Source organism: Serratia sp. D1N4 (assembly GCF_054552755.1).
The window spans coordinates 1,335,011-1,360,171 of record NZ_CM137274.1 but is presented as its reverse complement, the minus strand read 5'-3'; the positions used below and the strand labels follow the sequence as shown (position 1 = coordinate 1,360,171).

General features: G+C 48.7%; 26 protein-coding genes, 1 other RNA gene and 2 pseudogenes. 18 read left to right on the top strand and 11 right to left on the bottom strand.

Annotated elements, in window-relative coordinates; translation table 11 throughout:
• Positions 1-175 precede the first annotated feature (175 nt).
• Positions 176-1,777: an L-aspartate oxidase gene (gene nadB, locus ACX1CU_RS05850; protein ID WP_459401661.1), complete on the top strand. Its 1,602-nt coding sequence runs from the start codon at positions 176-178 to the stop codon at positions 1,775-1,777.
• Positions 1,778-1,810: 33 nt separating this feature from the next.
• On the opposite strand, the gene trmN is transcribed toward nadB, so the two are convergent.
• Positions 1,811-2,590 carry a tRNA(1)(Val) (adenine(37)-N(6))-methyltransferase TrmN gene (gene trmN, locus ACX1CU_RS05845; protein WP_459401660.1) on the bottom strand — a complete coding sequence of 260 codons (780 nt, stop codon included), beginning with the start codon at positions 2,588-2,590 and terminating at the stop codon, positions 1,811-1,813.
• Between the two features lie 98 nt (positions 2,591-2,688).
• Here trmN and srmB point away from each other — a divergent pair, with 98 nt between their 5' ends.
• Positions 2,689-3,999: an ATP-dependent RNA helicase SrmB gene (gene srmB, locus ACX1CU_RS05840; RefSeq protein WP_459401659.1), complete on the top strand. Its 1,311-nt coding sequence runs from the start codon at positions 2,689-2,691 to the stop codon at positions 3,997-3,999.
• 122 nt (positions 4,000-4,121) lie between these two features.
• Here srmB and grcA read toward each other — a convergent pair whose 3' ends face one another.
• A complete protein-coding gene (gene grcA, locus ACX1CU_RS05835; protein WP_459401658.1) occupies positions 4,122-4,505 on the bottom strand; it encodes an autonomous glycyl radical cofactor GrcA in 384 nt (127 codons plus the stop codon).
• A 357-nt stretch (positions 4,506-4,862) separates the two neighbouring features.
• On the opposite strand from grcA, the gene ung reads away from it, so the two are divergent.
• Positions 4,863-5,546: a uracil-DNA glycosylase gene (ung, locus tag ACX1CU_RS05830; protein WP_459401657.1), complete on the top strand. Its 684-nt coding sequence runs from the start codon at positions 4,863-4,865 to the stop codon at positions 5,544-5,546.
• Between the two features lie 54 nt (positions 5,547-5,600).
• Here the strand turns inward: ung and ACX1CU_RS05825 are convergent, their stop codons facing one another.
• Both ACX1CU_RS05825 and grpE read right to left on the bottom strand, forming a co-directional pair.
• The gene (locus ACX1CU_RS05825) at positions 5,601-5,828 is read right to left on the bottom strand and encodes a DUF1127 domain-containing protein (protein ID WP_459401656.1); all 228 of its coding nucleotides are present in this window, start codon (positions 5,826-5,828) and stop codon (positions 5,601-5,603) included.
• A 244-nt stretch (positions 5,829-6,072) separates the two neighbouring features.
• A complete protein-coding gene (gene grpE / locus ACX1CU_RS05820) occupies positions 6,073-6,657 on the bottom strand; it encodes a nucleotide exchange factor GrpE (RefSeq protein WP_459401655.1) in 585 nt (194 codons plus the stop codon).
• 123 nt (positions 6,658-6,780) lie between these two features.
• Here grpE and nadK point away from each other — a divergent pair, with 123 nt between their 5' ends.
• From nadK to bamE, 3 genes are all read left to right on the top strand, one after another.
• Positions 6,781-7,659 carry an NAD(+) kinase gene (nadK, locus tag ACX1CU_RS05815; protein ID WP_459401654.1) on the top strand — a complete coding sequence of 293 codons (879 nt, stop codon included), beginning with the start codon at positions 6,781-6,783 and terminating at the stop codon, positions 7,657-7,659.
• 86 nt (positions 7,660-7,745) lie between these two features.
• Positions 7,746-9,407 carry a DNA repair protein RecN gene (gene recN, locus ACX1CU_RS05810; RefSeq protein WP_459401653.1) on the top strand — a complete coding sequence of 554 codons (1,662 nt, stop codon included), beginning with the start codon at positions 7,746-7,748 and terminating at the stop codon, positions 9,405-9,407.
• Between the two features lie 103 nt (positions 9,408-9,510).
• Complete coding sequence (bamE, locus tag ACX1CU_RS05805; protein WP_459401652.1) at positions 9,511-9,852, top strand: outer membrane protein assembly factor BamE; 342 nt, start codon at positions 9,511-9,513, stop codon at positions 9,850-9,852.
• A 113-nt stretch (positions 9,853-9,965) separates the two neighbouring features.
• Here bamE and ACX1CU_RS05800 read toward each other — a convergent pair whose 3' ends face one another.
• Together ACX1CU_RS05800 and ACX1CU_RS05795 are read right to left on the bottom strand one after the other, a co-directional pair.
• Positions 9,966-10,250 (bottom strand): RnfH family protein, encoded by a 285-nt coding sequence (locus ACX1CU_RS05800; RefSeq protein ID WP_459401651.1) that lies wholly within the window; start codon positions 10,248-10,250, stop codon positions 9,966-9,968.
• Complete coding sequence (locus ACX1CU_RS05795; protein ID WP_459401650.1) at positions 10,243-10,677, bottom strand: type II toxin-antitoxin system RatA family toxin; 435 nt, start codon at positions 10,675-10,677, stop codon at positions 10,243-10,245. Before ACX1CU_RS05795 ends, ACX1CU_RS05800 begins: the two co-directional genes overlap by 8 nt.
• A 160-nt stretch (positions 10,678-10,837) precedes the next feature.
• On the opposite strand from ACX1CU_RS05795, the gene smpB reads away from it, so the two are divergent.
• The 5 genes and pseudogenes from smpB (at position 10,838) to ACX1CU_RS05770 (ending at position 16,384) form a co-directional block, all read left to right on the top strand.
• Positions 10,838-11,320: an SsrA-binding protein SmpB gene (smpB, locus tag ACX1CU_RS05790; protein ID WP_459401649.1), complete on the top strand. Its 483-nt coding sequence runs from the start codon at positions 10,838-10,840 to the stop codon at positions 11,318-11,320.
• A gap of 49 nt (positions 11,321-11,369) precedes the next feature.
• Positions 11,370-11,733, top strand: a transfer-messenger RNA (tmRNA) gene (gene ssrA / locus ACX1CU_RS05785).
• A gap of 234 nt (positions 11,734-11,967) precedes the next feature.
• Positions 11,968-13,020: pseudogene (locus tag ACX1CU_RS05780) on the top strand (integrase domain-containing protein); the annotation flags it as partial.
• Between the two features lie 303 nt (positions 13,021-13,323).
• Positions 13,324-14,238: a HamA C-terminal domain-containing protein gene (locus ACX1CU_RS05775; protein WP_459401648.1), complete on the top strand. Its 915-nt coding sequence runs from the start codon at positions 13,324-13,326 to the stop codon at positions 14,236-14,238.
• 1 nt (position 14,239) lies between these two features.
• Positions 14,240-16,384 (top strand): DEAD/DEAH box helicase, encoded by a 2,145-nt coding sequence (locus ACX1CU_RS05770; RefSeq protein ID WP_459401647.1) that lies wholly within the window; start codon positions 14,240-14,242, stop codon positions 16,382-16,384.
• Between the two features lie 301 nt (positions 16,385-16,685).
• On the opposite strand, the pseudogene ACX1CU_RS05765 reads toward ACX1CU_RS05770, so the two are convergent.
• A pseudogene (locus ACX1CU_RS05765) lies at positions 16,686-16,919 on the bottom strand (ogr/Delta-like zinc finger family protein); the annotation flags it as partial.
• 348 nt (positions 16,920-17,267) lie between these two features.
• Between ACX1CU_RS05765 and ACX1CU_RS05760 the strand changes: the two are divergent.
• Together ACX1CU_RS05760 and ACX1CU_RS05755 are read left to right on the top strand one after the other, a co-directional pair.
• Entirely contained in the window at positions 17,268-17,534 is a 267-nt protein-coding gene (locus tag ACX1CU_RS05760; RefSeq protein ID WP_459401646.1) for a type II toxin-antitoxin system TacA family antitoxin, read from the top strand.
• A 3-nt stretch (positions 17,535-17,537) separates the two neighbouring features.
• The gene (locus tag ACX1CU_RS05755) at positions 17,538-18,053 is read left to right on the top strand and encodes a GNAT family N-acetyltransferase (protein WP_459401645.1); all 516 of its coding nucleotides are present in this window, start codon (positions 17,538-17,540) and stop codon (positions 18,051-18,053) included.
• Between the two features lie 245 nt (positions 18,054-18,298).
• Here ACX1CU_RS05755 and ACX1CU_RS05750 read toward each other — a convergent pair whose 3' ends face one another.
• Positions 18,299-18,649, bottom strand: a complete 351-nt coding sequence (locus ACX1CU_RS05750; RefSeq protein ID WP_459401644.1) for a DUF6404 family protein — start codon at positions 18,647-18,649, stop codon at positions 18,299-18,301.
• A gap of 86 nt (positions 18,650-18,735) precedes the next feature.
• On the opposite strand from ACX1CU_RS05750, the gene ACX1CU_RS05745 reads away from it, so the two are divergent.
• Both ACX1CU_RS05745 and ACX1CU_RS05740 read left to right on the top strand, forming a co-directional pair.
• Entirely contained in the window at positions 18,736-19,173 is a 438-nt protein-coding gene (locus ACX1CU_RS05745; RefSeq protein WP_459401643.1) for a DUF3617 domain-containing protein, read from the top strand.
• A 246-nt stretch (positions 19,174-19,419) separates the two neighbouring features.
• Positions 19,420-20,346, top strand: a complete 927-nt coding sequence (locus ACX1CU_RS05740) for a DMT family transporter (protein ID WP_459401642.1) — start codon at positions 19,420-19,422, stop codon at positions 20,344-20,346.
• 184 nt (positions 20,347-20,530) lie between these two features.
• Here the strand turns inward: ACX1CU_RS05740 and ACX1CU_RS05735 are convergent, their stop codons facing one another.
• From ACX1CU_RS05735 to ACX1CU_RS05725, 3 genes are all read right to left on the bottom strand, one after another.
• Positions 20,531-21,010 (bottom strand): 2TM domain-containing protein, encoded by a 480-nt coding sequence (locus ACX1CU_RS05735; protein WP_459401641.1) that lies wholly within the window; start codon positions 21,008-21,010, stop codon positions 20,531-20,533.
• Positions 21,011-21,305: 295 nt separating this feature from the next.
• The gene (uhpC, locus tag ACX1CU_RS05730; protein ID WP_459402729.1) at positions 21,306-22,637 is read right to left on the bottom strand and encodes an MFS transporter family glucose-6-phosphate receptor UhpC; all 1,332 of its coding nucleotides are present in this window, start codon (positions 22,635-22,637) and stop codon (positions 21,306-21,308) included.
• 12 nt (positions 22,638-22,649) lie between these two features.
• On the bottom strand, positions 22,650-23,465 hold the full coding sequence (locus tag ACX1CU_RS05725) for an inositol monophosphatase family protein (RefSeq protein WP_459401640.1): 816 nt from the start codon (positions 23,463-23,465) through the stop codon (positions 22,650-22,652).
• A gap of 299 nt (positions 23,466-23,764) precedes the next feature.
• On the opposite strand from ACX1CU_RS05725, the gene ACX1CU_RS05720 reads away from it, so the two are divergent.
• The 3 genes from ACX1CU_RS05720 (at position 23,765) to ACX1CU_RS05710 (ending at position 25,160) form a co-directional block, all read left to right on the top strand.
• Complete coding sequence (locus ACX1CU_RS05720) at positions 23,765-24,073, top strand: ArsR/SmtB family transcription factor (protein ID WP_459401639.1); 309 nt, start codon at positions 23,765-23,767, stop codon at positions 24,071-24,073.
• Between the two features lie 7 nt (positions 24,074-24,080).
• A complete protein-coding gene (locus tag ACX1CU_RS05715) occupies positions 24,081-24,611 on the top strand; it encodes a rhodanese family protein (protein ID WP_459401638.1) in 531 nt (176 codons plus the stop codon).
• A gap of 135 nt (positions 24,612-24,746) precedes the next feature.
• Positions 24,747-25,160: a DoxX family protein gene (locus tag ACX1CU_RS05710; RefSeq protein ID WP_459401637.1), complete on the top strand. Its 414-nt coding sequence runs from the start codon at positions 24,747-24,749 to the stop codon at positions 25,158-25,160.
• Position 25,161 lies beyond the last annotated feature (1 nt).

The following is a 25,161-nucleotide window of genomic DNA, read 5'->3' as shown; positions in this document are numbered from 1 at the left end:
ATTGTACTGCCAGCCATACATTATCTTCCTGAGCAAGCACTCGCTTGGAGTTCATATGGAACCATGAAGTTCCATATCGCCATTGTTTTTCTGTCGATGTCATCCTATCCGTGGCTTTTGCCCGGACAAGTAGGCTAACATGAATTTCACTCTTCTTCTGCACACATCATACGTTATGCAACCATCATCTGAACATGTTAGCGATGTACTGATCGTCGGCAGCGGTGCTGCGGGCTTGTCACTGGCGTTGCGCCTGGCGCAACATTGCAAGGTTACGGTACTCAGCAAAGGCCCACTCAACGAAGGCGCCACCTTTTATGCCCAAGGCGGGATCGCCGCGGTATTTGACGAAACGGACAGCATTGCCTCACACGTTGATGACACGCTGATTGCCGGGGCAGGTTTGTGCGATAAAGACGCCGTCGAATTTATTGCCGGAAATGCACGCCACTGCGTACAGTGGCTGATCGATCAGGGCGTTCTGTTCGACACCGAAACCAATTCCCAAGGCGAGGAACGTTATCATCTGACGCGCGAAGGCGGACACAGCCACCGTCGTATCCTGCATGCCGCAGATGCTACCGGTAAAGAAGTAGAGACCACCCTGGTAGGGAAAGCAAGCGCGCACCCGAATATTTGTGTCATGGAGCGCCGCAATGCGGTTGATCTGATCACCTCCAATAAAGTCGGCCTGCCGGGCACTAAGCGCGTAGTGGGCGCTTACGTCTGGAACCGTGAGCAGGAGCAGGTAGAGACTTACCGTGCCAAAACGGTGGTGCTGGCCACCGGCGGCGCGGCCAAGGTCTATCAGTACACCACTAACCCGGATATCTCCTCCGGTGACGGCATCGCCATGGCCTGGCGCGCCGGATGCCGGGTGGCCAATCTGGAGTTCAATCAATTCCACCCAACCTGCCTGTTCCACCCGCAGGCACGTAACTTTCTGCTGACTGAAGCACTACGCGGTGAAGGCGCCTATCTGAAACGCCCGGACGGCAGCCGCTTTATGCCAGACTTCGATCCGCGTGGTGAACTGGCTCCGCGCGATATTGTGGCGCGCGCCATTGACCATGAAATGAAGCGTTTAGGTGCGGACTGCATGTATCTGGACATCAGTCATAAGCCAGCCGAATTCATCACCCAGCATTTCCCGATGATCCACGAAAAGCTGCTGACGCTGGGCTTTGATCTGACCAAGCAGCCGATCCCGATTGTGCCAGCCGCCCACTACACCTGCGGTGGTGTGATGGTCGATCAGCATGGCCGCACCGATTTGGATGGCTTGTATGCCATCGGCGAGGTCAGCTATACCGGCCTGCACGGTGCCAATCGTATGGCGTCCAATTCACTGCTGGAATGCCTGGTTTATGGTTGGTCCGCCGCCGAGGATATTCTGACGCGCCTGCCCGCCATCAAGTTGGCCAAGCAGTTGCCACACTGGGATGAAAGCCGGGTAGACGATTCCGACGAACGTGTAGTGATCCAGCATAACTGGCACGAATTGCGGCTGTTCATGTGGGATTACGTAGGCATTGTGCGCACCACCAAGCGATTGGAGCGCGCCCTGCGGCGCATCAATACGTTGCAGCAGGAGATCGACGAGTACTATGCCAACTTCCGCATCTCCAACAATCTGTTGGAGTTACGCAATCTGGTGCTGGTAGCAGAACTGATTGTGCGCAGCGCGATGGAGCGCAAAGAGAGCCGTGGGCTGCATTTCACATTGGATTACCCTGATATGCTGCCGGAACCCAAACCCACCATCCTGCAACCTTGAACCTTATTCCCCTCTTGTTATGGGAGGGGAATCTCAATAGTTCAGATAAAAATCCGTAATCAACTGGCGGAAATCCGCGGTATAGCTGCCATCCGCCAATTTTATCGCCAACTCAGTTTCTTCCTTCTCTGCCGGACTGCGAGCCAGCGCCAGCAACATGCGGTGCTTCTGCGTATCGGCCCGATCGCTGATATTTAGCCGCCGAGCGGTATGCCAGCCACGTTGGTGTGCATTCACTTCAAAGGCTTCACCAATCCCATAGGGCAACACCACGCAGAAATGGCCGTTCTCACCGATCAAACGTTCGGCACAATCCAGCAATACATCGTGAGTCAGGGTTTCGGTATAACGAGCATTGGTTCGGGCCAGATCGCGGCAGGCGACGGAAGGCTCAAAATAGGGGGGATTGCTGACGATCAGGTCATAGCCATGGGCGTGCTGCTGGGCAAAATGGTGGATATCCTGGCTATGCACGTTAATTTTCTGCGGCCAAGGCGACTCCAGCACGTTTTCGCGCGCTTGAGCGGCGGCGTCATTATCCAGTTCAACCGCGTCGATGGTTACTTCTGCGGCCGTTCGCTGCGCCAGCATCAACGCGATTAACCCGCTACCACAGCCGATATCCAGGATCCGCCGTGCCTGCCCTAGTGCCACCCAGGCACCAAGCATGACGCCATCGGTGCCCACTTTCATTGCACAGCGATCGTGGGCCACAAAGAATTGTTTGAAGGTAAAACCGCCACGGCGCGGGGTCTGTTTGGTTGTCGTTTGATTACTCACAATAGTCACCTGGAGACAAAACTGGCGTAGCATAAGGCAATCTGATTTAGGGTAAAAGAGATGCTTTCCTTAAAAAGGGTGAACCCTGAAGCTAACCCGTCTATAATCGGCGCCCCAAGTAGAGGTAGACCATGACAGCAACCCAATTTTCCGAACTCGAACTCGATGAACGCCTGATCACCGCCCTGCGCGATAAAGGCTACGATCGCCCCACCGCAATTCAAGCCGAAGCGATCCCGCCGGCAATGGATGGGCGCGACGTCTTGGGTTCGGCTCCGACCGGCACCGGCAAGACCGCGGCATTTTTGCTGCCCGTTTTGCAGCACCTGCTCGATTTCCCGCGTAAAAAATCCGGCCCACCGCGCGTACTGATCCTCACTCCAACGCGTGAACTGGCAATGCAGGTGGCCGATCAGGCGCGTGAATTGGCTGCTCATACCTCGTTGGATATCGCCACTATCACCGGCGGCGTGGCTTATATGAACCACGCGGAAGTGTTCAGTGAGAATCAGGACATCGTAGTAGCGACCACTGGCCGCCTGCTGCAGTACATCAAAGAAGAAAACTTTGACTGCCGCGCGGTTGAAACCCTGATCCTTGACGAAGCCGATCGCATGCTCGACATGGGTTTCGCCCAGGATATCGAAACCATTTCCGCCGAAACCCGCTGGCGCAACCAAACTCTGCTGTTCTCCGCAACGCTGGAAGGCGAGGCCATTCGTGAATTTGCTGAGCGCATTCTGAAAGAACCGGTGGAAGTAGAAGCCGACCCTTCACGCCGCGAACGTAAAAAAATCCTGCAATGGTATTACCGCGTCGATGACGTGAAGCATAAAACCGCCCTGCTGGTGCACCTGCTGAAACAGCCGGACGTGCAGAAATCCGTTATCTTTGTGCGCAAGCGTGAGCGGGTGCATGAGCTGGCTGGCTGGCTGCGTGAGGCAGGTATCAATACCTGTTACCTCGAAGGTGAAATGGTGCAGGCCAAGCGTAACGAAGCGGTCAAACGCATGATGGATGGCCGGGTGAACGTGCTGGTTGCCACCGACGTTGCCGCGCGCGGTCTGGATATCCTGGATATCACCCACGTGTTCAACTTCGACATGCCACGCACCGCAGACACCTATCTGCACCGTATCGGCCGTACTGGCCGCGCCGGGCGCAAAGGCACCGCGATCTCTCTGGTGGAAGCACACGATCATCTGTTGCTGGGCAAAGTTGGGCGTTATCTGAATGAACCACTGAAAGCCCGCGTGATTGATGAACTGCGCCCGACCACCAAAGCGCCGAGCGAGAAGAGCAACGGCAAACCTTCGAAGAAGGTTATGGCCAAGCGTGCCGATGACAAGCTGAAGAATAAAGAAAAGGCCAAGGTCAAAGTTCGCCATCGCGACGCGAAAAACGTCGGTAAACGCCGCCAACCAAAAGCCAAACCCGAATAATAGCGTTGCCTATTATCAGAAAACCGCCTTTTTCACGGGCGGTTTTTTTATGAGCTCAGCGTTTTCTACACAACCGGCATTAAAAAAGGGAGCCGAAGCTCCCTTTTGCACTCAGCCCGAAATTACAGGCTTTCAGTAAAGGTGCGAGCAATAACATCACGTTGCTGTTCTGGCGTCAGTGAGTTGAAACGCACGGCATAGCCAGAAACACGGATGGTCAGTTGCGGGTATTTTTCCGGGTTCTTGACCGCATCTTCCAGCGTTTCACGGCGCAGCACGTTCACGTTCAGGTGCTGACCACCTTCAACACGCACGGTAGGCTGCACTTCCATCGGCACTTCGCGATACTCGATCTGGCCCAGTTCGCTGACAGGAACGATCTGATCTTCAGAGTAATCAGCTTTAGCGCACACGCAGCGAGCTTCTGATTTCTCTTCATCCAACAGCCAGAAAGAGTTCACCAGTGCCTGATTGTTCGCTTTAGTGATTTGAATACCAGTAATCATTTTGTTGCCTCCGTAATAAGGGAGAAAAATTTCTACGTTGTCGAAACTCACTTTGAGCTCCGGCTATTTGGTAAAACCAATGTTGTCTTGTTGTTCTGTATACCAGTCTGACCCAGTGAATTCTTTGATTAAAGTCAATTTTTACGGGGTGCCGTTACGGCCACCAAAGGCAAATTTATGTTTTATATCAATTTTACCCTTTTTGGCCCTTCAAATTATTTTTGTAAATTTTAAAAAATATTTGTACTTTTTGTCGTTCAAGACGTTAAGGCTATTAATAAAAGCAGGTTCCACTGTACCGAGGTAAACGGTAAGCTATGCACAGTGAATTGCTAACGAAAACAAAGGAGAGCGTTTATGTCCACCTCCCTCACCTGGCATGACGTCATCGGCAAAGAAAAAGAGCAGCCCTATTTTCTTGAAACGCTCGCCTTTGTTGCCGCCGAGCGCCAGTCTGGTAAGACCATTTATCCACCACAGAAAGACGTGTTTAATGCTTTCAGATTTACTGAACTGGCGGATGTCAAAGTGGTGATCCTCGGCCAGGATCCTTACCACGGCCCGAATCAGGCTCATGGTTTGTCGTTCTCCGTGCGCCCCGGCATTCCGGCACCGCCGTCGCTGGTGAATATGTATAAAGAGCTGATGACCGATATCCCCGGTTTTGAACGCCCTGACCACGGTTATCTGCAAAGCTGGGCCGAGCAAGGCGTGCTGCTGCTCAATACCGTATTAACCGTTGAGGCTGGCCGGGCACACTCTCATGCCAATCTGGGCTGGGAAACCTTTACCGATAAGGTGATTGCCGCGCTGAATGAACATCGTGAAGGGGTAGTGTTCCTGTTGTGGGGCTCACATGCGCAAAAGAAAGGGAATTTCATCGATCGCCAACGCCATCACGTGCTGAAAGCCCCGCATCCATCCCCCCTTTCTGCACACCGGGGTTTTCTCGGTTGCCACCATTTCTCGCAGGCCAACCAATTGCTTGAACAGCAAGGCTCAGCGCCAATCGACTGGACGCCACGTTTACCACAAGCTTAGAGCTATGATCCCTATGCCCCTGATTTGGGGCATAGGAATACCAACAAACCATCGTTACCACGGCCGATGCTCATAGTTCCTATGGCTGCCTTCCCGTTCCACATCACTGCGCCTGAGCCCAATATCTCGCAATTGTGCATCACTCATTGCTGCCAGAACTTTTCTTGTTGTATATCTGTTCCACCAAGCTCGCCAACGCAATAGCAACCAGGCACCGCACTTTCTAATCCTGGCGGCCTTGTTTTGCTGACTCTCCCTGGGTTCCTCCAGTAGGTTATCCATCACACTCTCCCTTTTCGCCTGACTCACCGCTAATTAGTGTGCCGTCGGGCAAAAAAGTAATACAGATTTAGAACTCTAATTTTTAAAGCATACAGATAAGGAAATTTTGAGGATGTATCACAAATAAATGTGACATCTGTAACGGAATCATTAAGAGGAGAGTAAGATTTGTAACGAGAGAGAAAGGGTGCACAGATAAAAACAATAAGGGCACCCGAAGGTGCCCTCTCTTATCGCTAAAGACTTACGCTTTAGCTTTAGCAACCGCGACCATCGCCGGGCGCAGCAGGCGGCCATTCAACGTATAGCCTTTCTGCATTACCATCATCACATGGTTTGGTTGATGCTCGTCGGACTCCATCATGCTCATCGCCTGATGCACATCCGGGTTGAACGGAACGTTGATATCACCAACGATTTCAATACCGTACTTGCGTACCGCGTCCAGCAGCGACTTCAGGGTAAGCTCGATACCTTCGATCATCGCGACCAGATCTGGGTTGTTCTTATCCGCCAGTTCAAGCGCACGTTCGAGGTTATCGATCACCGGCAACAGATCGCCTGAGAATTTCTCCAACGCGAATTTGTGTGCCTTTTCAATGTCCAACTCGGTACGACGACGGACGTTGTCCATCTCAGCCTTGGCACGCAACAGGCTATCGCGCTCACGTTGCTGAGCCTCAACCAGTTGGGCTTCCAGCTCGGTAATGCGTTCATCGCGCAGATCGACACCTTCCATCATCTCCGGCAGGGTTTCCTCGTGCTGGGCCTGTTGTTCCATCTCTTCCGAGACGTGCTCGTTTGGCGTCTTCTGTTCTTTATTACTCATGAATATCTCCGCGTTTAGCATTAATCTCGCAACTTGGCTTATTATGGGGATCAAAACCGGGGTTTCAAGTCAACCGGTCACAATGTGGGGCATAAACCAGCCCAGGTGAGGAAATTCACAACAATGAATAAAAAGTTTACATGTATTGGCATTGTTGGCCATCCGCGTCACCCCTCTGCACTGGCAACGCATGAGATGCTATTCCACTGGCTGGTCGCCCGTGGTTATTCGGTGATGCTTGAGCGCCAGATCGCCCACGATCTCGGGCTGAAAGACGTGGTTACCGGCAGCCTGGCAGACATTGGCCAGCAGGCCGATCTGGCCGTGGTCGTCGGGGGCGACGGCAACATGCTCGGCGCCGCACGCGTGCTGGCACGTTACGATATCAAAGTGATCGGTGTTAACCGCGGTAATCTGGGCTTTCTGACCGATCTCGATCCCGATAATGCCTTGCAGCAACTGGCCGACGTGCTGGAAGGCGAATACATTGACGAACAGCGTTTCCTGCTGGAAACCATCGTGCATAAAGAGCACCAGCAATGCAGAGTCAGTACCGCCATTAATGAAGTGGTGCTACACCCCGGCAAAGTGGCGCACATGATCGAATTTGAAGTGTATATCGACGATCGATTTGCCTTCTCTCAGCGTTCCGACGGCCTGATTATCGCCACACCCACCGGCTCCACCGCGTACTCACTTTCCGCAGGAGGGCCAATACTGACCCCTTCACTGGAAGCCATCGCGCTTGTCCCGATGTTCCCACACACGCTTTCTGCACGGCCGTTAGTCATCAATGGCAGCAGCACCATCCGGTTGAAGTTTTCCCAGACCGGTCGCGACCTGGAAATCAGTTGCGACAGCCAGATCGCGCTGCCCATACAGGAAGGTGAAGAGGTCTTGATTCGCCGTAGTGACTTCCATCTGAATCTTATTCATCCGAAGGATTACAGCTATTTCAATACATTGAGCACCAAACTGGGGTGGTCAAAAAAATTGTTCTAAAAATTGCGCCAGCTACTTTACTGTATATAAAACCAGTTTATACTGTATGAAACAACAGTTGTGTTTTTATACACAGGAAGGTCCCTATGCTGGCACAATTAACCATCAGCAACTTTGCTATCGTTCGTGAGTTGGAGATCGACTTTCAACCGGGTATGACAGCGATTACCGGTGAAACCGGTGCCGGTAAGTCGATCGCCATTGATGCGCTGGGCCTGTGCCTCGGCAATCGTGCCGATGGCAAAGTGGTGCGCTTGGGGGCCGCCCGTGCCGATATCTGTGCTCGCTTCTCTCTGGCAGATACCCCCTCCGCCCGCGAATGGCTGGAACAGAATCAGCTTGATGACAGTAACGAATGCCTGCTGCGCCGTGTAATAGGCGCCGATGGCCGCTCACGTGGTTTTATCAACGGTACCGCCGTTCCGCTTTCGCAACTGCGTGAACTGGGCCAACGGCTGATCCAGATCCACGGCCAGCATGCACACCAGTTGTTGCTAAAACCCGAACACCAGAAGCAACTGCTGGACGCCTATGCCAGTGAACCCGCCCTGCAAGCGACAATGCGCCAGGCTTATCAACGGTGGCACCAGAGCTGCCGCGAACTGGCACAGCATCAGCAGCAATCCATCGAGCGTGATGCCCGCAAGCAACTGCTGCAATATCAACTGAAAGAACTGAATGAGTTTGCACCTCAAGCGGGTGAATTCGAGCAGATTGACACCGAATATAAACGCCTGGCCAACAGCGGCCAGCTGTTAACGCTCAGCCAACAGGCCTTGCAACTGCTGGCCGATAATGAAGAGCACAACATGCTCAGCCAGCTCTATAGCACCAAACATCTGCTGGTTGAGCTGGCAAGCATGGACGAAAAACTCAGCGGCTTGCTGGATATGCTTGAAGAAGCCTCGATCCAGATCAGCGAAGCCAGTGATGAGCTGCGCCATTACACCGATCGTATGGATCTCGATCCCAACCGGCTGTATGAGCTAGAGCAACGTCTTTCCCGGCAAATTGGCCTGGCGCGCAAACACCATGTTTCACCGGAAGAGCTACCCAATCTGCACCAGCAATTGCTCGATGAACAACAGCTACTTTCCCAGCAGGAAAGCGATCATCAACATCTCAGCGCAGCGGTCGCGCAGCATCATCAACAAGCGCTGGTTCTGGCTGAGCAGTTGCATCAAAAACGCCAGCATTATGCCGCAGAGCTAACGGCGCTGATTACCGACAGCATGAATACGCTCTCAATGCCGCATGGTAAATTCCATATTGATGTACGCTTTGAACCAGAGTATCTCAGCAGTGAAGGAGCAAGCCGCATCGAATTTTGTGTTTCCACCAACCCAGGGCAACCGTTGCAGCCTTTGGCTAAAGTGGCATCTGGCGGTGAGCTTTCGCGTATCGCGTTGGCTATTCAGGTGATTACCGCGCGTAAAATGGAAACTCCGGCATTGATTTTCGATGAGGTTGATGTGGGGATCAGCGGCCCAACCGCTGCCATCGTCGGCCGCCTGCTGCGCCAGCTTGGCGAATCAACCCAGGTCATGTGCGTTACTCACTTGCCACAGGTCGCCGGTTGTGGTCACCAGCATTTCTTTGTCAGCAAACAAACCGACGGAACAGAAACCGAAACTCAGATGTCACCCTTAGACAAACGGGCTCGTTTGCAAGAGCTGGCGCGCCTTCTTGGTGGCAGCGAAGTCACCAAAAATACGCTGGCAAACGCAAAAGAATTGCTGGCTGCATAACTTTTTTACCTTCCTGAGGTCATATTGGAGCCCTGTAAAGGTTTCCAACTGCTGCAAGGTCTATTATCATCGGCATCCTATGCCCTAAAGGAATGTGATTACTATGCGCTGTAAAACGCTGACAGCTGCCGCTGTGGTTCTTGTGATGCTGACTGCAGGCTGTTCTACTTTCGAGAAGGTGGTTTACCGGCCTGATATCAACCAGGGTAACTACCTGACATCCACTGATGTGGCGAAAGTCCACAAAGGAATGACGCAACAACAGGTTGCTTATACCTTGGGCACGCCAATGATGCAGGATCCGTTTGGTACTAAGACGTGGTTCTATGTATTCCGCCAGCAACCTGGTCATGAAAAAGTCACGCAACAAACGCTGACGCTGACTTTCGACAGTGCGGGCGTGCTAACAGATATTCAGAATAAAACCGCGCTGACGCCACAGTAAGCTGAGCCGAGATTGTCATCCGGCCCGTGGGGAGGTTTGGCATTCTTCACGACAGTCACAGGCTGCAACTCGGAAGATAAAATTCTGATAAAAAATAAGGCGCTAGATGCGCCTTATTTTTTTGCCTTTTCCGCACGTTGGCGGCGCAGCTCTTTAGGATCGGCAATCAACGGCCGATAAATCTCCACCCGGTCACCATCATTGAGCACATCGCCCAGTTTGGCGGGCCGGCTGTAGATCCCGACTTTATTGCTGTTTAAATCGATATCACCACGCAGTTCCAACAACCCAGAGGCCAGGATCGCCTGCTCAACGTTGCTGCCCGCTGCCAATTTTACCTGGCGCACATACTGGCGCTCTGGTAGCGCGTAGACCACCTCAACCTGTATTTCAGACACCGTAAATCTCTTTTGCACGCTGGGTGAAAGCCTGCACCATATTGCCTGCCAGTTCTTTGAATACTTTACCGAAAGCCAATTCGATCAGCTTGTTGGTGAACTCAAAATCCAGATGCAATTCAACCTTACAAGCCTCTGGGCTCAACGCGGTAAACTGCCAGCCCCCCATAAGCTTACGAAACGGGCCATCAACCAGTTGCATATTGATGCGTTGGTTATCCTGCAGCGTATTACGCGTAGTAAAAGTCTTACTGATGCCAGCTTTCGCAACGTCAACCGCTGCGGTCATTTCATTATGGGAAGCGGCAATCACCCGGCTACCGGTACAACCCGGCAGAAAATCGGGATAAGAATGAACATCATTAACCAACTGATACATCTGCTCAGCGCTGAACGGCACCAATGCAGACCGACTGATCTGGGGCATATCATTTCCTGTGAGACATAAAACGTACAGATAATACCATTTATCTATCGTCAGACAAAAAACCGCTGCACATTTAATGGTTCAAAAATGGATTAAATTGCGCAGGTGCTGATCGGGAAAGGATTTCTTTCGCTGTAGCATCCAGTATAATGCTCACACTATGGCAAAGAAAAAAACACACAAACCCGGTTCCGCTACCATTGCGCAAAATAAGCGAGCACGTTTCGAATACTTCATCGAAGAAGAGATCGAAGCGGGCTTGGCCTTGCAAGGTTGGGAAGTAAAATCACTGCGTGCAGGCAAAGCTAACATCAGCGACAGCTACGTAACGTTCCGTGACGGTGAGGCCTATCTGTTTGGTGCTACCATCTCGCCGCTGAACGTCGCTTCGACTCATGTAGTCTGCGATCCCACACGTACCCGCAAACTGCTACTGAAAAGACGTGAGCTCGACTCACTGATTGGCCTGGTGAACCGCGATGGCTACACTCTCGTTGCCTTATCCATGTATTGGAAAAATGCCTGGAGCAAGGTGAAGATTGGCGTTGCCAAAGGTAAGAAAGAACACGATAAGCGCGATGACATCAAAGATCGTGAATGGCAGACGGCGAAAGCCCGTATCATGAAGCATGCCAATCGCTAAGCTTCTGGCTTAACAGGGTAAACTTCTGTTATACTGCTCACAGTTACTTGGGGCTGATTCTGGATTCGACGGGATTTGCGAAGCCCTAGGAGCATGCCGAGGGGCGGTTTGCCTCGTAAAAAGCCGCAAAAAAATAGTCGCAAACGACGAAAACTACGCACTAGCAGCTTAATACCCTGCTCAGAGCCCTCTCTCCCTAGCTTCCGCTCTTAAGACGGGGATCAAGAGAGGTCAAATCCAAAAGAGATCGCGTGAATGTCCTGCCTGGGGCTGAAGCGTTAAATCCAATCAGGCTAGTTTGTTAGTGGCGTGTCCATCCGCAGCTGACCGGCGAATGTAAAGATTGGACTAAGCATGTAGTGCCGACGGTGTAGTAATTTCGGACGGGGGTTCAAATCCCCCCAGCTCCACCAAATAGGTTACCGGTGATACCAGATAGACCCGGTGACAATAACGAAAAAGCCCGCAATTCACGTTGCGGGCTTTTTTGTGCCTGCAATCTGGAGGGTTGGTATACGTTTAGGTATGTGTAGCAATTGTGGAAGAAAACTCGTCATATCGAGCCTTATCCCCCTACACTTCAATAAAATCATCAAAGCTTGGCATCATACACGCTGCACTAAAGCGGCCTTTCCTGCCGTTCAAGAAGTGGCAAAAAACTGTGGCGGTTACACTACCAACGCCCGGGCACTGACAAACGAACTAACGTTAGCCTGGGTGCCTACCCTACCTTCCTCTTAGCCAATGCACGGCAGATCCGCGATGAAAAGCTTTCGCTACTTGTTCGCGGCATCGCCCCCCAAGCCAGAGATGCCGAAGAAACCGAACAGACGCAGATTGCACAGGAAAGCATTTTCCTTAACGTCGCCAAGGGTGGTTCACCTTAAAGCAAGCCCATGCAAGCAAAGATCACGCAAAAGATATCTGGCGTGCCATCGAAAAAGATTTTTCACCCTCCCTGGAGAATGTTCCCGTTCAGGAAATTAAGGCCCGTTTGCTGATCCAGGTGCTGGAACCTATTAAGGCCCAAGGCGCTTTGGAGACTTTTCGCCGACTGGTGCAACGCATCAACGAAATTATGATTAACACCGTCAACACCGGCTTGATTGATGCCAACCCGGCTTCTGGTATTGGTAATGCGTTTGAACGCCCAAAAAAGCAGCATATGCCTACGATACGCCCCGAGGAGTTGCCTAAGCTAATGTGCACTATCTCGATGAGCAACCTATCGATACCAACGCGCTGTTTGCTGGAGTGGCAGTTGCTTACGCTGATACGCCCTGCAGAAGCCTCGGCAACCGCATGGACCGAGATCGATATAGAGAAAAAGGAATGGTGCATACCGGCAGAACGGATGAAAGCAAAGCGCGATCACATTGTTCCGCTCTCAGACTAGGCAGTAGAGATACTCGAAATAATGCACCCTATCAGCGGTAGGCGTGAGCATGTTTTCCCTAGCCGTAATGACCCCCACGCAAACCTATGAATAGCCAGACGGCAAACACGGCCTTAAAGCGTATTGGCTATGGCGGCAAGCTTGTGGCTCATGGGTTACGGTCTATCGCTAACACTGCGATGAATAAAGCGGAATTTAACGCTGATGTGATCGAGGCAGCTTTAGGTCATTGTGATAAAATGAGGTACGCAGAGCCTATAATCGCTCTACATATCTTGAAAAATGGCGTGATCTGGTGATTTAGTGGGGTTTAGAGGTTTTTACAAAAAAATAGTAGCCTAGCGGTATCTATAGTTTATTTTTCTTCATATTAAATTCTGTGTTACTTACTGTTTAGATAAACACTGATAAAAAACACACCTGGCAATATTACCAGGTGTGTTTTTTATGCAGGTAAGATATTTTTATTGAATCTCTACCATTGGTAATGTTTAATCTAATTTCATATGTGATGTGAGTAACATTCCGTTATAGTGATCTTGTTATATTGGCATCATTTGCTGTTAGTAAACGTTTTGCTAGTAGTGCTAGCATAAGGGTCACAGGAATGACATTTGACATTATAATTGAGGAACTTTTTACAGATTTTTACCTCGAACCGGACTCAAAGAACTTTTCAAATAAGAGCGTCCTCGGCTTAATCAATGATTTTGAAGATGGCTGCTGGAGATACAAAAAATTCCAAAATTTCATATGGGACAATATTGCCGAAACGTCCCTATCTCACCGTGAGCGAGAGAGTCTTTCAGGTGATCCATATACATTACTTGCTTCTGCTGCTCAAAACCTGCGGTTAACTGATGCGACTAAAGATATCAGTAAAGGCAGCGAACTAGCAGAAATAGTACTCTATGGCGTTATGAAGAATCATTATAATGCATTACCCGTTGTACCTAAAATATTCTATAAGCAGAATACTCAAGATAATGCAAAAGGCGCTGATAGCGTTCATATTATTATAGCTGATGGCGATTTCTCCCTCTGGTTTGGAGAGGCTAAATTTTATAACAGCATTGATGATGAAAGATTGAGCAGCATAATAAAATCCGTAGGGAACTCTTTAAATAGTGAAAAACTTAGAAAAGAAAATAGTATTATTTCAAACGTAAGTGACATTGACACCCTCATATTAGACCATGCCTTGCGAGAAAGAATAAAAAAAGCGCTATCAAATCAAAACTCGATTGACCACCTTAAGCCTAAGATACACATCCCTATTTTATTACTTCATGAGTGCAATATTACAAGACAGACAAAATATTTAAGTGACGAATATAAGAAAAGTATAATCGCATACCATAAGGAAAGAGCAACATCTTACTTCAAAAAACAAAAAGAAAAAATAGGTTCTATTTTCGGATATTCTGATGTTAATTTTTATCTAATTTTACTTCCTGTACCAGAGAAAGAAACAATAATAGAGTCATTCATAAAGAGAGCAAGGACATTTAAAGGAGATTGAAATGGAAGAGTTATCTGAAAATGAAGTCAACGATAAAATCATCTTCAACTGCTGTCATGAAGTTAATAAGCTGATCATTGATGGGGATGAGGTTGAAGCAAGAAACACTCTAGTAAAACTTCTTGACTTTCTTGACAAAAACAACGCCCTCTATAATCAATTAATCAACAACCTAATTAGACAGTTAGGATTATACCCTTATTTAAGAGCGGACTCATCTTCTTGGCAAGAAAGATTCATTTATGATGCCTTTAAGGTGGATGTTGGCCTTGAACTTCCCGTAACATTACATCGAGAACAATCCCTTCTCCTTAAAAAACTCATTAATGGAGAAAGCTTAGCTATTAGTGCACCAACAAGTTTTGGAAAAAGCTTTATTATTGATGCTTTCATTTCCATCAAAAAGCCAAAAAACGTTATAATAATTGTCCCAACGATTGCCTTAACTGATGAAACTAGAAGACGGCTACAGAAAAAATTCTCAGATAATTACAAAATAATTACAACATCAGATGTCGAACTAGCGGAGAATAACATTTTTGTATTTCCACAAGAGAGAGCTTTTGGTTATATTGACAAAATTGACAGTTTAGATATTCTAATTGTTGATGAGTTTTACAAGGCTAGTGATAAATTTGATAAAGAGAGAGCACCTTCATTACTTAAAGCGATTATGAAACTAAGCAAAAAAGCTGAACAACGTTATTTTTTATCTCCTAACATTTCAAACTTGAAAGACAATCCATTTACTAAAGGAATGGAATTTATTCGCATTGATTTCAATACTGTTTTTTTAGAAAAACATGAGCTTTACAAAGATATTTCCGAAGATAAAAAAAAGAAAGAAATAGCTTTAATGAATGTATTATCAAAGAACAAGGGTAAAACATTAATTTACGCAGGTACTTACAAAGATATTGATATAGTTGCTGACATAATAATCTCAGAGCATGAGAAGAAAAATAGCCCTCTGCTTGATGACTTTTCTAACTGGCTTAGTGTTAATTACGATAAAAAATGGAAATTAACAGAGCTTATAAAGTTAGGGACAGGCATCCATAACGGAAGATTGCACAGATCATTGAGTCAAATTCAGGTGAAACTGTTTGAAGAACCAGATGGCATTAACAATATAATATCAACATCATCAATAATTGAGGGGGTTAATACATCTGCGGAGAACATTATAATATGGAGAGCTAAGAATGGCAGATCTAACCTCAACGATTTTATGTATAAGAATATTATTGGGCGAGGAGGTCGTATGTTTAAACACTTTATCGGAAAAATATTTTTACTATCTGCCCCTCCTGATAACAAAGAGAATGAATTAGTATTAGACATGCCTAATTCCCTAATTGGTGACATTGATGAAAACGAATATAGAAATGAACTAACACAAGAGCAAATAGCCTTAATAATTGCTTATAGAGAGGATATGTCCAACATCCTCGGACATGACACATTTAAAAGATTGCAAGATGAAGGTGCATTTAAATCCAATGATGCTCTTCTCATAAGGGATATTGCAATTGATATAGCACGGAATCCTACTGAATGGAGCAGGATAATATTCTTAAATTCTGCATCTCCTGATAACTGGGACTATTATTTATACAAAGTAATGAAATTAAAACCTAGTGGCTGGGATATTGAATATAGTAAATTCGTAGGATTCGTGAAGGTAGCATCAAGAAATTGGGAACTCACACTCCCTCAACTTTTAAAAGCACTATCTCCTTTTGGTATTGATATTGAAAAATATTTTCAATTAGAAAAAAACCTAACATTTAAGCTCTCAGCATTGCTTAACGATACAAACATACTTTTAAAAGAATTAATTAAAGACAAAAACACTGATATCTCGCCATTTATATTTAAAATCACACACGCATTTCTGCCTCCTATTGTTTACCAATTAGAGGAATACGGGCTACCCAGGATGCTTTCTAAAAAACTGCAAGCTGCGGGATATTTAATTTTTGATAATGAGAACATCAATTTACATCAAGCTATAGATTATTTAAAATCAATAGATTCTTTAATAGGTTTAGATTTTATGATAAATGCTGATGCTTTCGAAAAGTACATAATAAAGCATTTTATTGATGGGGTTGTGCTTGAAAAACAACCAGCTCTCCAATAACAGAGACTTCACGTAGAAAAACGCTAAGTCAACTGGAGGCGTCATAATGAAATTCCGTTGAACCCGCCGCGCGCAATGCTATCCCCGCCTCGCCTGCCCGCTTCATGTGTCGCTTTTCATGCAGTTGCATGATTGGCCTTAAGCCTCGCCAGCGCTGGGGCGAGAGAGGATAAACAAGCGCACTAAACCTCCCTATGCATGCACGTGCAATTTGAGGCAGGCTAGCCAGAAAAAGGCTGTTTTCGGGAGAGCGTTGGAAAGCAAAACCCGCATCTAGGGGAATAGAGGCGGGTGTGATTAATCAATGCAGGCGATTATTGTTGCCGTAACGATTTAACGTTCGGTGTTCTGGTGGTGGCAGTGCCAGAATAGTTTCCGGTGGCAACGGTTGCCGAATAACATGTTCAATACTTTCCCGCGTTTTAAACGTGCTGGAGCAGTCGATATTTTGGCACTGATAATAGGCTTCTTTTGTTTTCTCGGTTAAATAACGACTGGTGCGCGTATAAGATGAATGACGACAAACAAGGCAACGCGCATCATAATGATTTACTCTTCATTACTTCATAGCGTTCACGTCTTGCTTTCAATTCAACAGAATATTTCATTCTTCTTGCTGGGCTGTTGTAAAGTGCCAGTTCGTCAATGTGCCGCTATTCTGCTGACAGCCATACAGCATCACCATCGATACCCGTTGGATCATCACTAACCTGCACAAGCGAAAAGCTGACTGTTGCTTACAACGCCCTAGCACAGACAAACGAACGTACATTAGCCTAGGTGCTTATGTACGTATCTCGCTCAATTTTTACTCTACTCAATCAAAAACAAATTAGCTATACTATCTGTACGGCAATCTGCCGGATAACTATCAGGAGGAATTATGGCCACAACTGCAAGGCTGGAAGCCCGTATTTCTACCGAACTCCACGCTTTGATCAAGCATGCGGCAGAGCTTCAGGGGCGAACTGTGACTGATTTTGTCATTACCGCCACACAAGAAGCGGCTAAACGCGCTGTCGAAGAAACTGCTCTGTTGAGGCTGGCGATTGAAGATCAGCAACAGTTTGCAGCCTCTTTATTGGAAGAGTCGGCTACGCCGCCAACTCTGCTTAAAGCAATAGCAAGGCGCAAGGAGCTGGGGAAATAGTGGATGGATACCTTTACTTATGAGCTTTTAAGCAAGAAACACCATAAAACAGACTTTAACTGTGGCGTTCCCGCGCTAAACACCTACCTGCACCGGTATGCAGGGCAAGATAGCCGGGAACGCTTTACCAAATGTTACGTCGCAGCCACCAGTGACCATACCGTTGCTGGCTTCTACACTTTGTCATACAGTGCCATCGACATCAGCTTGTTACCCGACACAATCACCAAGAAGTTACCCCGCTACCCTTCTGTACCAGCTGCGCTGTTAGGTCGTTTAGCCGTCGACGAACAATATACCGGTAAAGGTCTGGGTGGCTCGCTACTGGTTGACGCCATCCTTAATACAGCGCGTTCCACCACCGGTATCTGGGCCATTCACGTGGACGCAAAAGATCAACAGGCTAAAGCTTTCTACTTAAAATATGGTTTCATTAGCTTTAAATACAAAACAGACTCGTTATACCTGCCACTGACTAATACGCTATTAAAAGATCTCGAATCTTTTAGCATCCTATAATTTATCAATTGTCCTACTTAGCTCCAATCAGCTGTGATTTTTTATTTTAATAATCAAAATGATACCGTGCTAAAATTGTACGTTCAGCTATATAGAGTTTTAATACATATTGATTAGTATCAACATAATACCTTCAGGGAAAAGCAAAAAAACGTAATTCACGTTGCGGTTTTTTTGTGCCTGTAATAATCCAAACATGTTGGTCGGTTCTCTATAAATAACTTTCTGCCATTTATCCAGCCAAGTTACCCCAAACTATTCCAATCAGGTAATTTTTTCACTTTCCTTAACCAGTAGTAATGCAACGCCATGCATACCCCAAAAAACAGCATGGCTGTACAACTCGTCCGCAACACCATCAATAGGCTATAACCTTCGCTTTTCCAGGTGGAAAACCACATAAATGTGCCCCACAGAGAACCAAACCATCCGCCGAAGCAAAGTACATTCAGCCAGAACGGCGCAAAGGGTGGCGGTGGAACGTTGATCCCACATTTCCACAACAAGCGCGTGAGCAGTGGTGCGCAGCTACTCCGCCGCATCTTTCTCTCTTCCATCAGTGCTAATGCTCGTTCTTTCTTTTCATCAAACATCATAATCGCGACTCCCATCGCTTCTCTTACGCCAAAGTTGCCCGTAAAATACCCTTTTAATTTATGGGTGTTTATACAAGGAGCAAGAAATGAAAAAAATGATAATGGCTGCCGTTGCACTTTCTTTAGGCCTTACCCACTTTATCGCTACTGCCGAGACTCTGTCCATTGAACCGGGCTTGTGGCGCGCCGGCAATATAATTCTGATCAACGGGCAATCCCTAACCAATTCACCCGAGGATGATGAAGGTGAAGAGTGTGTATCAGCCGAGCAGGCTAAAGATTTCCTTGCTGCAATTGCGCCAGAAGACTGCAAAGTAACCTCATGGGACAGGGCTCCGGGAGATAAGCTGGTGTTTGAGCTTGCGTGCGCTAATGAAGAGGGGAAATCTAAAGGCAAATTCAGCGGCGTGTACACCAGCACTCATTACGATCTCAAAGGGCGCCTAGACGGCACTCATATCCATGCAGGCCAATATTTTCTCGATATGCATACGTATGGGAAACGAATTGGCGAATGCCATTAATCCGCATTCGCGCTAAAAGACGTTAACCCCCTTTTAAGATACAGAGTTGTTGGCTGCGCCAGTCAATCTGGCGCTCTGTGTTAACAACCCACAGATTTCCCCCCACCACACAGGAAAAAGCCTGTCTCATGCAAATTTAGGGTTTATGGCACCCAAAGTCGCAAACAGTGAAGTTAAGCAGGACTTTTCGGGTAGATCTCGCTATAACGAAACGGTATTTCATTTTTCTTTTAAAAGGGATGTTTTGTGGAACGCAGTCCGCTTCTCTTCACCAACAAAAAATTTGTCTTCTTCGGTGCCACCTTCTGTTGCCTCCTCTGGGGGAGCGCCTACCCGGCGATCAAAAACGGTTATGAACTGTTTAACATCTCGCCAGATGATATCCCCAGCAAAATGGTGTTTGCCGGTTACCGCTTTTTGCTGGCAGGGCTCGTGTTGCTGATGTTTGCCATTGCCAGTGGCAAATCAATCACCAACATGAAACCACTTCATTATAAGCAGATGACTATTTTGGGCTTAACCCAAACGTCGTTGCAGTATGTGTTCTTCTATATCGGCTTGGCCTATACCACCGGCGTTGCGGGTTCTATCATGAATGCGACCAGCACCTTCTTTAGCGTGCTGCTGGCGCATTACCTCTATCAAAACGATCGCTTAAGCTTCAATAAAATCGTTGGCTGCGTGCTGGGGTTTGCTGGCGTGATGGTGGTCAATTTCAGCCCCGATCTGACCAATTTCACCTTCACGCTGATGGGCGAAGGGTCAGTGGTGCTGGCTGCCTTTATCCTCTCGGCCGCGACGATCTATGGTAAACGCATCTCCCAGCATATCGACAGCACGGTAATGACGGGCTATCAGCTTGCCATCGGCGGCCTGGTGCTTACGCTGGGCGGCTATCTGTTTGGCGGTGGGTTGACGCAGTTTGGCTGGCAGGCGTTGTTGCTATTAGGTTATCTGGTTTTGCTGTCATCGGTGGCGTTTGCCTTGTGGAGCTTATTGTTAAAATACAACCGTGTGGGAATGGTCGCTCCCTTTAACTTCCTGATCCCGGTGTCTGGTGCCGTACTTTCTGCCATCTTCCTCAATGAAAGCATTATGGAATGGCGTAACGTCCTGGCATTACTGCTGGTGTGCGGCGGCATTTGGCTGGTTAACAAGATTAAACCAGCGTAACCACGCTTTTCAACGGTACGCCTGCGCCAATATCCGCAGGTTTACCCTTTACTGCCCTTCCCGTTGCAAACAACGCAAAAAACCCGCGGCAAAATCCATGTTGCAGCGGGGGGATGGGTTAGTAATTAACTATCTGATTTAATTTTTAATATCGTAAAGATTTAACACTTCTGGCTGTAACGCCCTACTTACGCAATATTTTCTGCAAGCGCTCCTGCTGCCAGCGGGTCAGCCAGTCTTGCAAGAAAAAGACTTTTGCACCCTGGATCACAATAAATGTGCCCCAGATGGCCAGCGGCCAAATAAACCAGACGCTGCTCGGGGTGATAAAGCGGTTAATCGCGTACAGAAACAAATTCACCACCACATAAATCAGCAGGCTGCGGTAGAAACCACTTTCTGCGGCAACCCTCGCCTTGGCTCTTTCAATCTGCTGGTCAAGAGCGCTATCACGCAATTCGGTACCCGATTGATCGCCGCCGCCGGAAATCTCTGTCACGCTGATATTAAACACGGCAGCAATAGCGCTGAGTGTCTCGAGGCTGGCCTGCTCACCGTTCTCGATGCGCTGTATGGTGCGCACGCTGAGGGACGAAAGTTCCGCAAGTTGTTCCTGTGACCAGGCTCTGGAAAGCCGCAGTTGTTTAATGCAATTCTGACTCATGGACATCATCCTTTATAAGCGAGTGGAAACTTCGCACACTATGCCGTGAAGCGGCACACAGCAACAGGCCAGCAACCCGACAGTAACCTGACACCTTGCCGACAGCATGAGTAAAGCACAATTTGGCAGCTTGGATAATAGGCGAGGGAATGATCGCTTGTGATGAAGGAGGAGAAGGATAAAACCATGCTATGACACGAGATATTGCTGAAGTTTCTGCTTCCGGTTATCACCACTGTGGGCAGCATCCTGCGGTATCGCTCCCCACCGCGAGGAGCGATTTTTCCACATACGTTTAACTGGCAGTTACCGGTTCTGCTCGCCGTGGTTTCACCACCAGCGGCAACAGCAAAAGTGCTGAAGCCAAGGTCGTTACCGACAACACCACGAAGAAACCATCCCAGCTCCAGGTTTCGAGCACTTTAGCCAACGGCCAGCCAGATAACCCAGCCCCCAAATAACCAAAGATGCCGACAAACCCGGTCGCAGCACCAGCGGAATCTTTATGCGCAGACTCTGCCGCTGCAATGCCGATCAGCATCTGTGGGCCAAAGATAAAGAAGCCGATAAAGAAGAAACAGGTGGCATTAAACAGATAGCTATCGATACGTAACAGCCAGATCAACAGCACGCTGACAAAAATGCCTATCATAAAAATGATATTCATCGGCACCCGGTTACCGGCAAACAGCTTATCCGAGCCCCAACCAGCCACGATGGTGCCGATAAAGCCACCGATCTCCAGCATGGTCAGCGAAGAGTTGGCTTTCACCAGCGAATAACCATGGTTCTGTATCAGGTACAGGTTCCCCCAGTCGTTAATCCCAATACGCACCACGTAAACAAACACATAGGAGATCGCCAGCAGCCAGATGTATTTATTGGTGAAGATATAGCGTTTTAGGATCTCCATCAGCGGCAGTTTGGCGCTGGTCTGTTCCTGTTCCAGCTCCTGTGGATCCACCCGCCATTGCCCCACGGTCGGCAGGCCCATAGCCACCGGGCGATCGCGCAGGCGAAAGCAAAGGAAGCAACCGCTAACAATCGCAATAAGTCCTGGCACGATCATCCCGTAGCGCCAGCCGTAATTCACCGCCAGTACCCCCGCCAACAGCGGAATAACCGCACCGCCGACGTTGTGCGAGGTGTTGCAGATTGCCCACCAGAACCCACGCTCATTGCGCGAATACCAGGTAGTGAGCAATTTGGAACAAGGAGCCCAGCCCCAGCCTTGGAAGAACGCATTGGCGATCCAGAACGCCGTCAGGGCAAACAGCGACGAACTGAAACCGAACAGAATATTGATCACCCCCGTCAGGATCAGCCCGATGCCCATAAAATAGCGCGGGTTGGCGGCATCGCTCAGCACTCCGGAAATAAAACGCGAGGCACCGTACATAAAGTAGAACAGAGTTCCCATCAGGCCGACATCCGCCACGGTTAACCCCAAGTCTTTCAGCATCTCCGGCATGACATAGTTAAAGCTTTTGCGAGTGAAGTAATACACCGCATAGCCGACGTACATACCGAGCATGATATGGATACGCCAGTAACGATAGGTATGGTTAATTTGCTCAGCATCTGCGGTAACGGGTTGCACCGGTGCTGATTTCATCCATTTGATCATCATATTCACCTGTCATGCGAGGGGGTTAGGCTGTGAACTGCTGTGGTGGGAGAGCGTCGCCAGCACCTGCGCATGCAGTTGCGGGTCGCCCGCGGCAACAACGGTGGATTTGGAATACATGGTGAGCGGTTCACCGTACCAGTCGGTGATTTTGCCGCCTGCGCCTTCGATGATCGGCACCATGGCGCAGTAGTCGACTTCGCGCATGCCGCCGCTGTCGACGCTGAGATCGATACGGCCCGCGGCCAGGCAACCATAGGCATAGCAAGCCGCGCCATAGATCCGCCATTTGCTGGCTTTGAGCAGATGGTTGTAGCCCGCCCGATGTTCAGGCAGCACAAACTCGGTATTGCTGGTGGACATCAGGGCATTAGCCAGATGCTGGCAGGGCCGCGTGCTGATCGGCTGGCCATTCAACGTGCTGGGCTGCCCGGCAACGCCTACCCAGCGTTCGTCCAGCGCCGGAATATCAATGATCCCAACCACCGGCCGGCCATGGTGGCACAGCGCCAGCAGCGTCCCGTAAACCGGAACGCCCGCGATAAACTGTTTAGTGCCATCGATGGGATCGATCACCCATACCCACTCTTCGTTTTGAGCTTCGGCACCGAACTCTTCCCCCAAAATGCCATGGGTGGGAAATGCCTGGTTTAACTGCTCGCGGATCAGTTGCTCCACTTGCTGGTCAATGAGGGTGACAGGGCTGAGATCGTCTTTGGTATCAAATTCCCGGCCGCCGTAGAGGTAACGCTGGCGTTCTTGTTTAAGTAACTGACGGGTCTGATCGGCGATGGATTCAGCGACCCTGGTAAAATGTTTCAGTTCCATATTGATGCTCCCAGTTGCAGGTTCTTGTGAACAACGTTGCGGCTGACAGACTCTGTTTAACGGAAGAGAAAAGCCGCTGATTAGCGAACTACATAACGCTTATCTGTATGTTTTATGTTTATTTTTTGTTAAACATAATCATCACTATGGTATTGAAGGGAGTTAGATGCTTGAGGGATTTCTTTAATAGAGATGGCGAAATTGGCATAGCGCGGGCCAAAAGCACGCACAAAATTTCGCGTGCATTTAGCGCACACATAGTTTAGGGTTTACTAAATTTAGAGATATCTAAAATAACCATGACCACAGAACCAGACTTGCAATCACTACTCGCCAGCGCCGATGCAGCCTCAAAGCTGCTCAAGGCCATGAGCAACCCTCACCGCTTACTGATCCTTTGTATGCTGGTGGACTCCCCCGGCACAGGTGCGGGGGAATTGGCCGCCATCACCGGGCTGAGCCCGTCGGCAACTTCACAGCATCTGGCCAGAATGCGTGATGAAGGGTTGATTGAAAACGCCAGAGATGGGCAACGCATTAACTACTTCATTAAAAACACCGCCGTGCAGGAAGTCATCAGCACGCTGAAAGCTATCTATTGCCCCTGAGGATGATATGAACGTAGAAACGATAACATCACAAGACGCTCAACAACGGCTAAAACAGGGAGCGCGGTTGTTCGATATCCGCGATGCCGATGAATATGCCCATGAGCATATTGCGCAAGCCCGTTTGCTCTCGCTGTCGGTGATTGAAAAAGGTGAAAAGCCGCAGCCGCTTTGCGAGCAGGACGTGGTTATTTTCCACTGCCAGTCCGGCAAGCGTACCGCGCAGAACGCGGCAGTGCTGGCAACCGCTGCATCACCGGCACAGGTTTATTTACTGGAAGGTGGCATCAACGGCTGGAAACAGCAGGGATTGGAGGTGGTGAAAGATAAAAAGCAACCGTTGCCGATGATGCGCCAGGTACAGATTGCAGCGGGTTCACTGATTCTGCTGGGTGCCGCCTTAGGCTACACGCTCACCCCATTGTTCTTCCTGCTGCCCAGCTTTGTTGGCGCAGGGCTGCTGTTTGCCGGGCTCAGCGGTTTTTGCGGCATGGCCACTCTGTTAGCCAAGATGCCCTGGAATCAGCAACGCACATAAAACAGCGCTCAACAGCTAACCCTCCGTAGCATGCTGACTTGCTGTATCTCTCTGCCCACGCTAGAAAAAGTGTGAACTTGTTCTAATCTTTACTAGGTACAACCACATCATTCCGTAGTGGCTAAGGGGTTCACAATGAGCGAAAGTGTGAAAGATGGCACGATTCTGCTGTCCAGAATATTGCTGATGATTCTGTTTATTATTCTCGGTTGGATGAAGCTGACCAACTTTGCTGCCACAGTAACGGCGATGGAGGGTTACGGCACACCACTGCCCTATGTAGCTGCGATCATTTCCGTGATGGTTGAGTTTGTTTTTGGCGTTGCCATTGTGCTGGGTGCATTTACCCGGCCGCTGGCCATTATTTATGCGATATACGTGCTGGGTACGGCCCTGATCGGCCATCCATTCTGGCGAATGAGCGGTGCGGAAATGCTCAGTAATGAGATTGGTTTCTTTAAAAACATCAGTATTATCGCCGGGTTGCTGCTGCTGTCGGTCACCGGCGCAGGCCGTTTCTCACTCGATCACAAATGGTTTAAGCAGTGAT

Excerpts from the sequence above, each read along its gene's own strand:
- ACX1CU_RS05720 (WP_459401639.1), top strand. The coding sequence starts at position 23,765 with ATGACCACAGAACCAGACTTGCAATCACTACTCGCCAGCGCCGATGCA.
- nadB (WP_459401661.1), top strand. The coding sequence starts at position 176 with ATGCAACCATCATCTGAACATGTTAGCGATGTACTGATCGTCGGCAGC.
- ACX1CU_RS05715 (WP_459401638.1), top strand. The coding sequence starts at position 24,081 with ATGAACGTAGAAACGATAACATCACAAGACGCTCAACAACGGCTAAAA.
- recN (WP_459401653.1), top strand. The coding sequence starts at position 7,746 with ATGCTGGCACAATTAACCATCAGCAACTTTGCTATCGTTCGTGAGTTG.
- ung (WP_459401657.1), top strand. The coding sequence starts at position 4,863 with ATGTCCACCTCCCTCACCTGGCATGACGTCATCGGCAAAGAAAAAGAG.
- uhpC (WP_459402729.1), bottom strand. The coding sequence starts at position 22,637 with ATGATCAAATGGATGAAATCAGCACCGGTGCAACCCGTTACCGCAGAT.
- trmN (WP_459401660.1), bottom strand. The coding sequence starts at position 2,590 with ATGCTACGCCAGTTTTGTCTCCAGGTGACTATTGTGAGTAATCAAACG.
- bamE (WP_459401652.1), top strand. The coding sequence starts at position 9,511 with ATGCGCTGTAAAACGCTGACAGCTGCCGCTGTGGTTCTTGTGATGCTG.
- srmB (WP_459401659.1), top strand. The coding sequence starts at position 2,689 with ATGACAGCAACCCAATTTTCCGAACTCGAACTCGATGAACGCCTGATC.
- grcA (WP_459401658.1), bottom strand. The coding sequence starts at position 4,505 with ATGATTACTGGTATTCAAATCACTAAAGCGAACAATCAGGCACTGGTG.
- ACX1CU_RS05725 (WP_459401640.1), bottom strand. The coding sequence starts at position 23,465 with ATGGAACTGAAACATTTTACCAGGGTCGCTGAATCCATCGCCGATCAG.
- ACX1CU_RS05825 (WP_459401656.1), bottom strand. The coding sequence starts at position 5,828 with ATGGATAACCTACTGGAGGAACCCAGGGAGAGTCAGCAAAACAAGGCC.
- ACX1CU_RS05775 (WP_459401648.1), top strand. The coding sequence starts at position 13,324 with ATGACATTTGACATTATAATTGAGGAACTTTTTACAGATTTTTACCTC.
- ACX1CU_RS05795 (WP_459401650.1), bottom strand. The coding sequence starts at position 10,677 with ATGCCCCAGATCAGTCGGTCTGCATTGGTGCCGTTCAGCGCTGAGCAG.
- ACX1CU_RS05750 (WP_459401644.1), bottom strand. The coding sequence starts at position 18,649 with ATGATGTTTGATGAAAAGAAAGAACGAGCATTAGCACTGATGGAAGAG.
- grpE (WP_459401655.1), bottom strand. The coding sequence starts at position 6,657 with ATGAGTAATAAAGAACAGAAGACGCCAAACGAGCACGTCTCGGAAGAG.
- ACX1CU_RS05735 (WP_459401641.1), bottom strand. The coding sequence starts at position 21,010 with ATGAGTCAGAATTGCATTAAACAACTGCGGCTTTCCAGAGCCTGGTCA.
- ACX1CU_RS05755 (WP_459401645.1), top strand. The coding sequence starts at position 17,538 with ATGGATACCTTTACTTATGAGCTTTTAAGCAAGAAACACCATAAAACA.
- ACX1CU_RS05745 (WP_459401643.1), top strand. The coding sequence starts at position 18,736 with ATGAAAAAAATGATAATGGCTGCCGTTGCACTTTCTTTAGGCCTTACC.
- nadK (WP_459401654.1), top strand. The coding sequence starts at position 6,781 with ATGAATAAAAAGTTTACATGTATTGGCATTGTTGGCCATCCGCGTCAC.
- smpB (WP_459401649.1), top strand. The coding sequence starts at position 10,838 with ATGGCAAAGAAAAAAACACACAAACCCGGTTCCGCTACCATTGCGCAA.
- ACX1CU_RS05770 (WP_459401647.1), top strand. The coding sequence starts at position 14,240 with ATGGAAGAGTTATCTGAAAATGAAGTCAACGATAAAATCATCTTCAAC.
- ACX1CU_RS05710 (WP_459401637.1), top strand. The coding sequence starts at position 24,747 with ATGAGCGAAAGTGTGAAAGATGGCACGATTCTGCTGTCCAGAATATTG.
- ACX1CU_RS05760 (WP_459401646.1), top strand. The coding sequence starts at position 17,268 with ATGGCCACAACTGCAAGGCTGGAAGCCCGTATTTCTACCGAACTCCAC.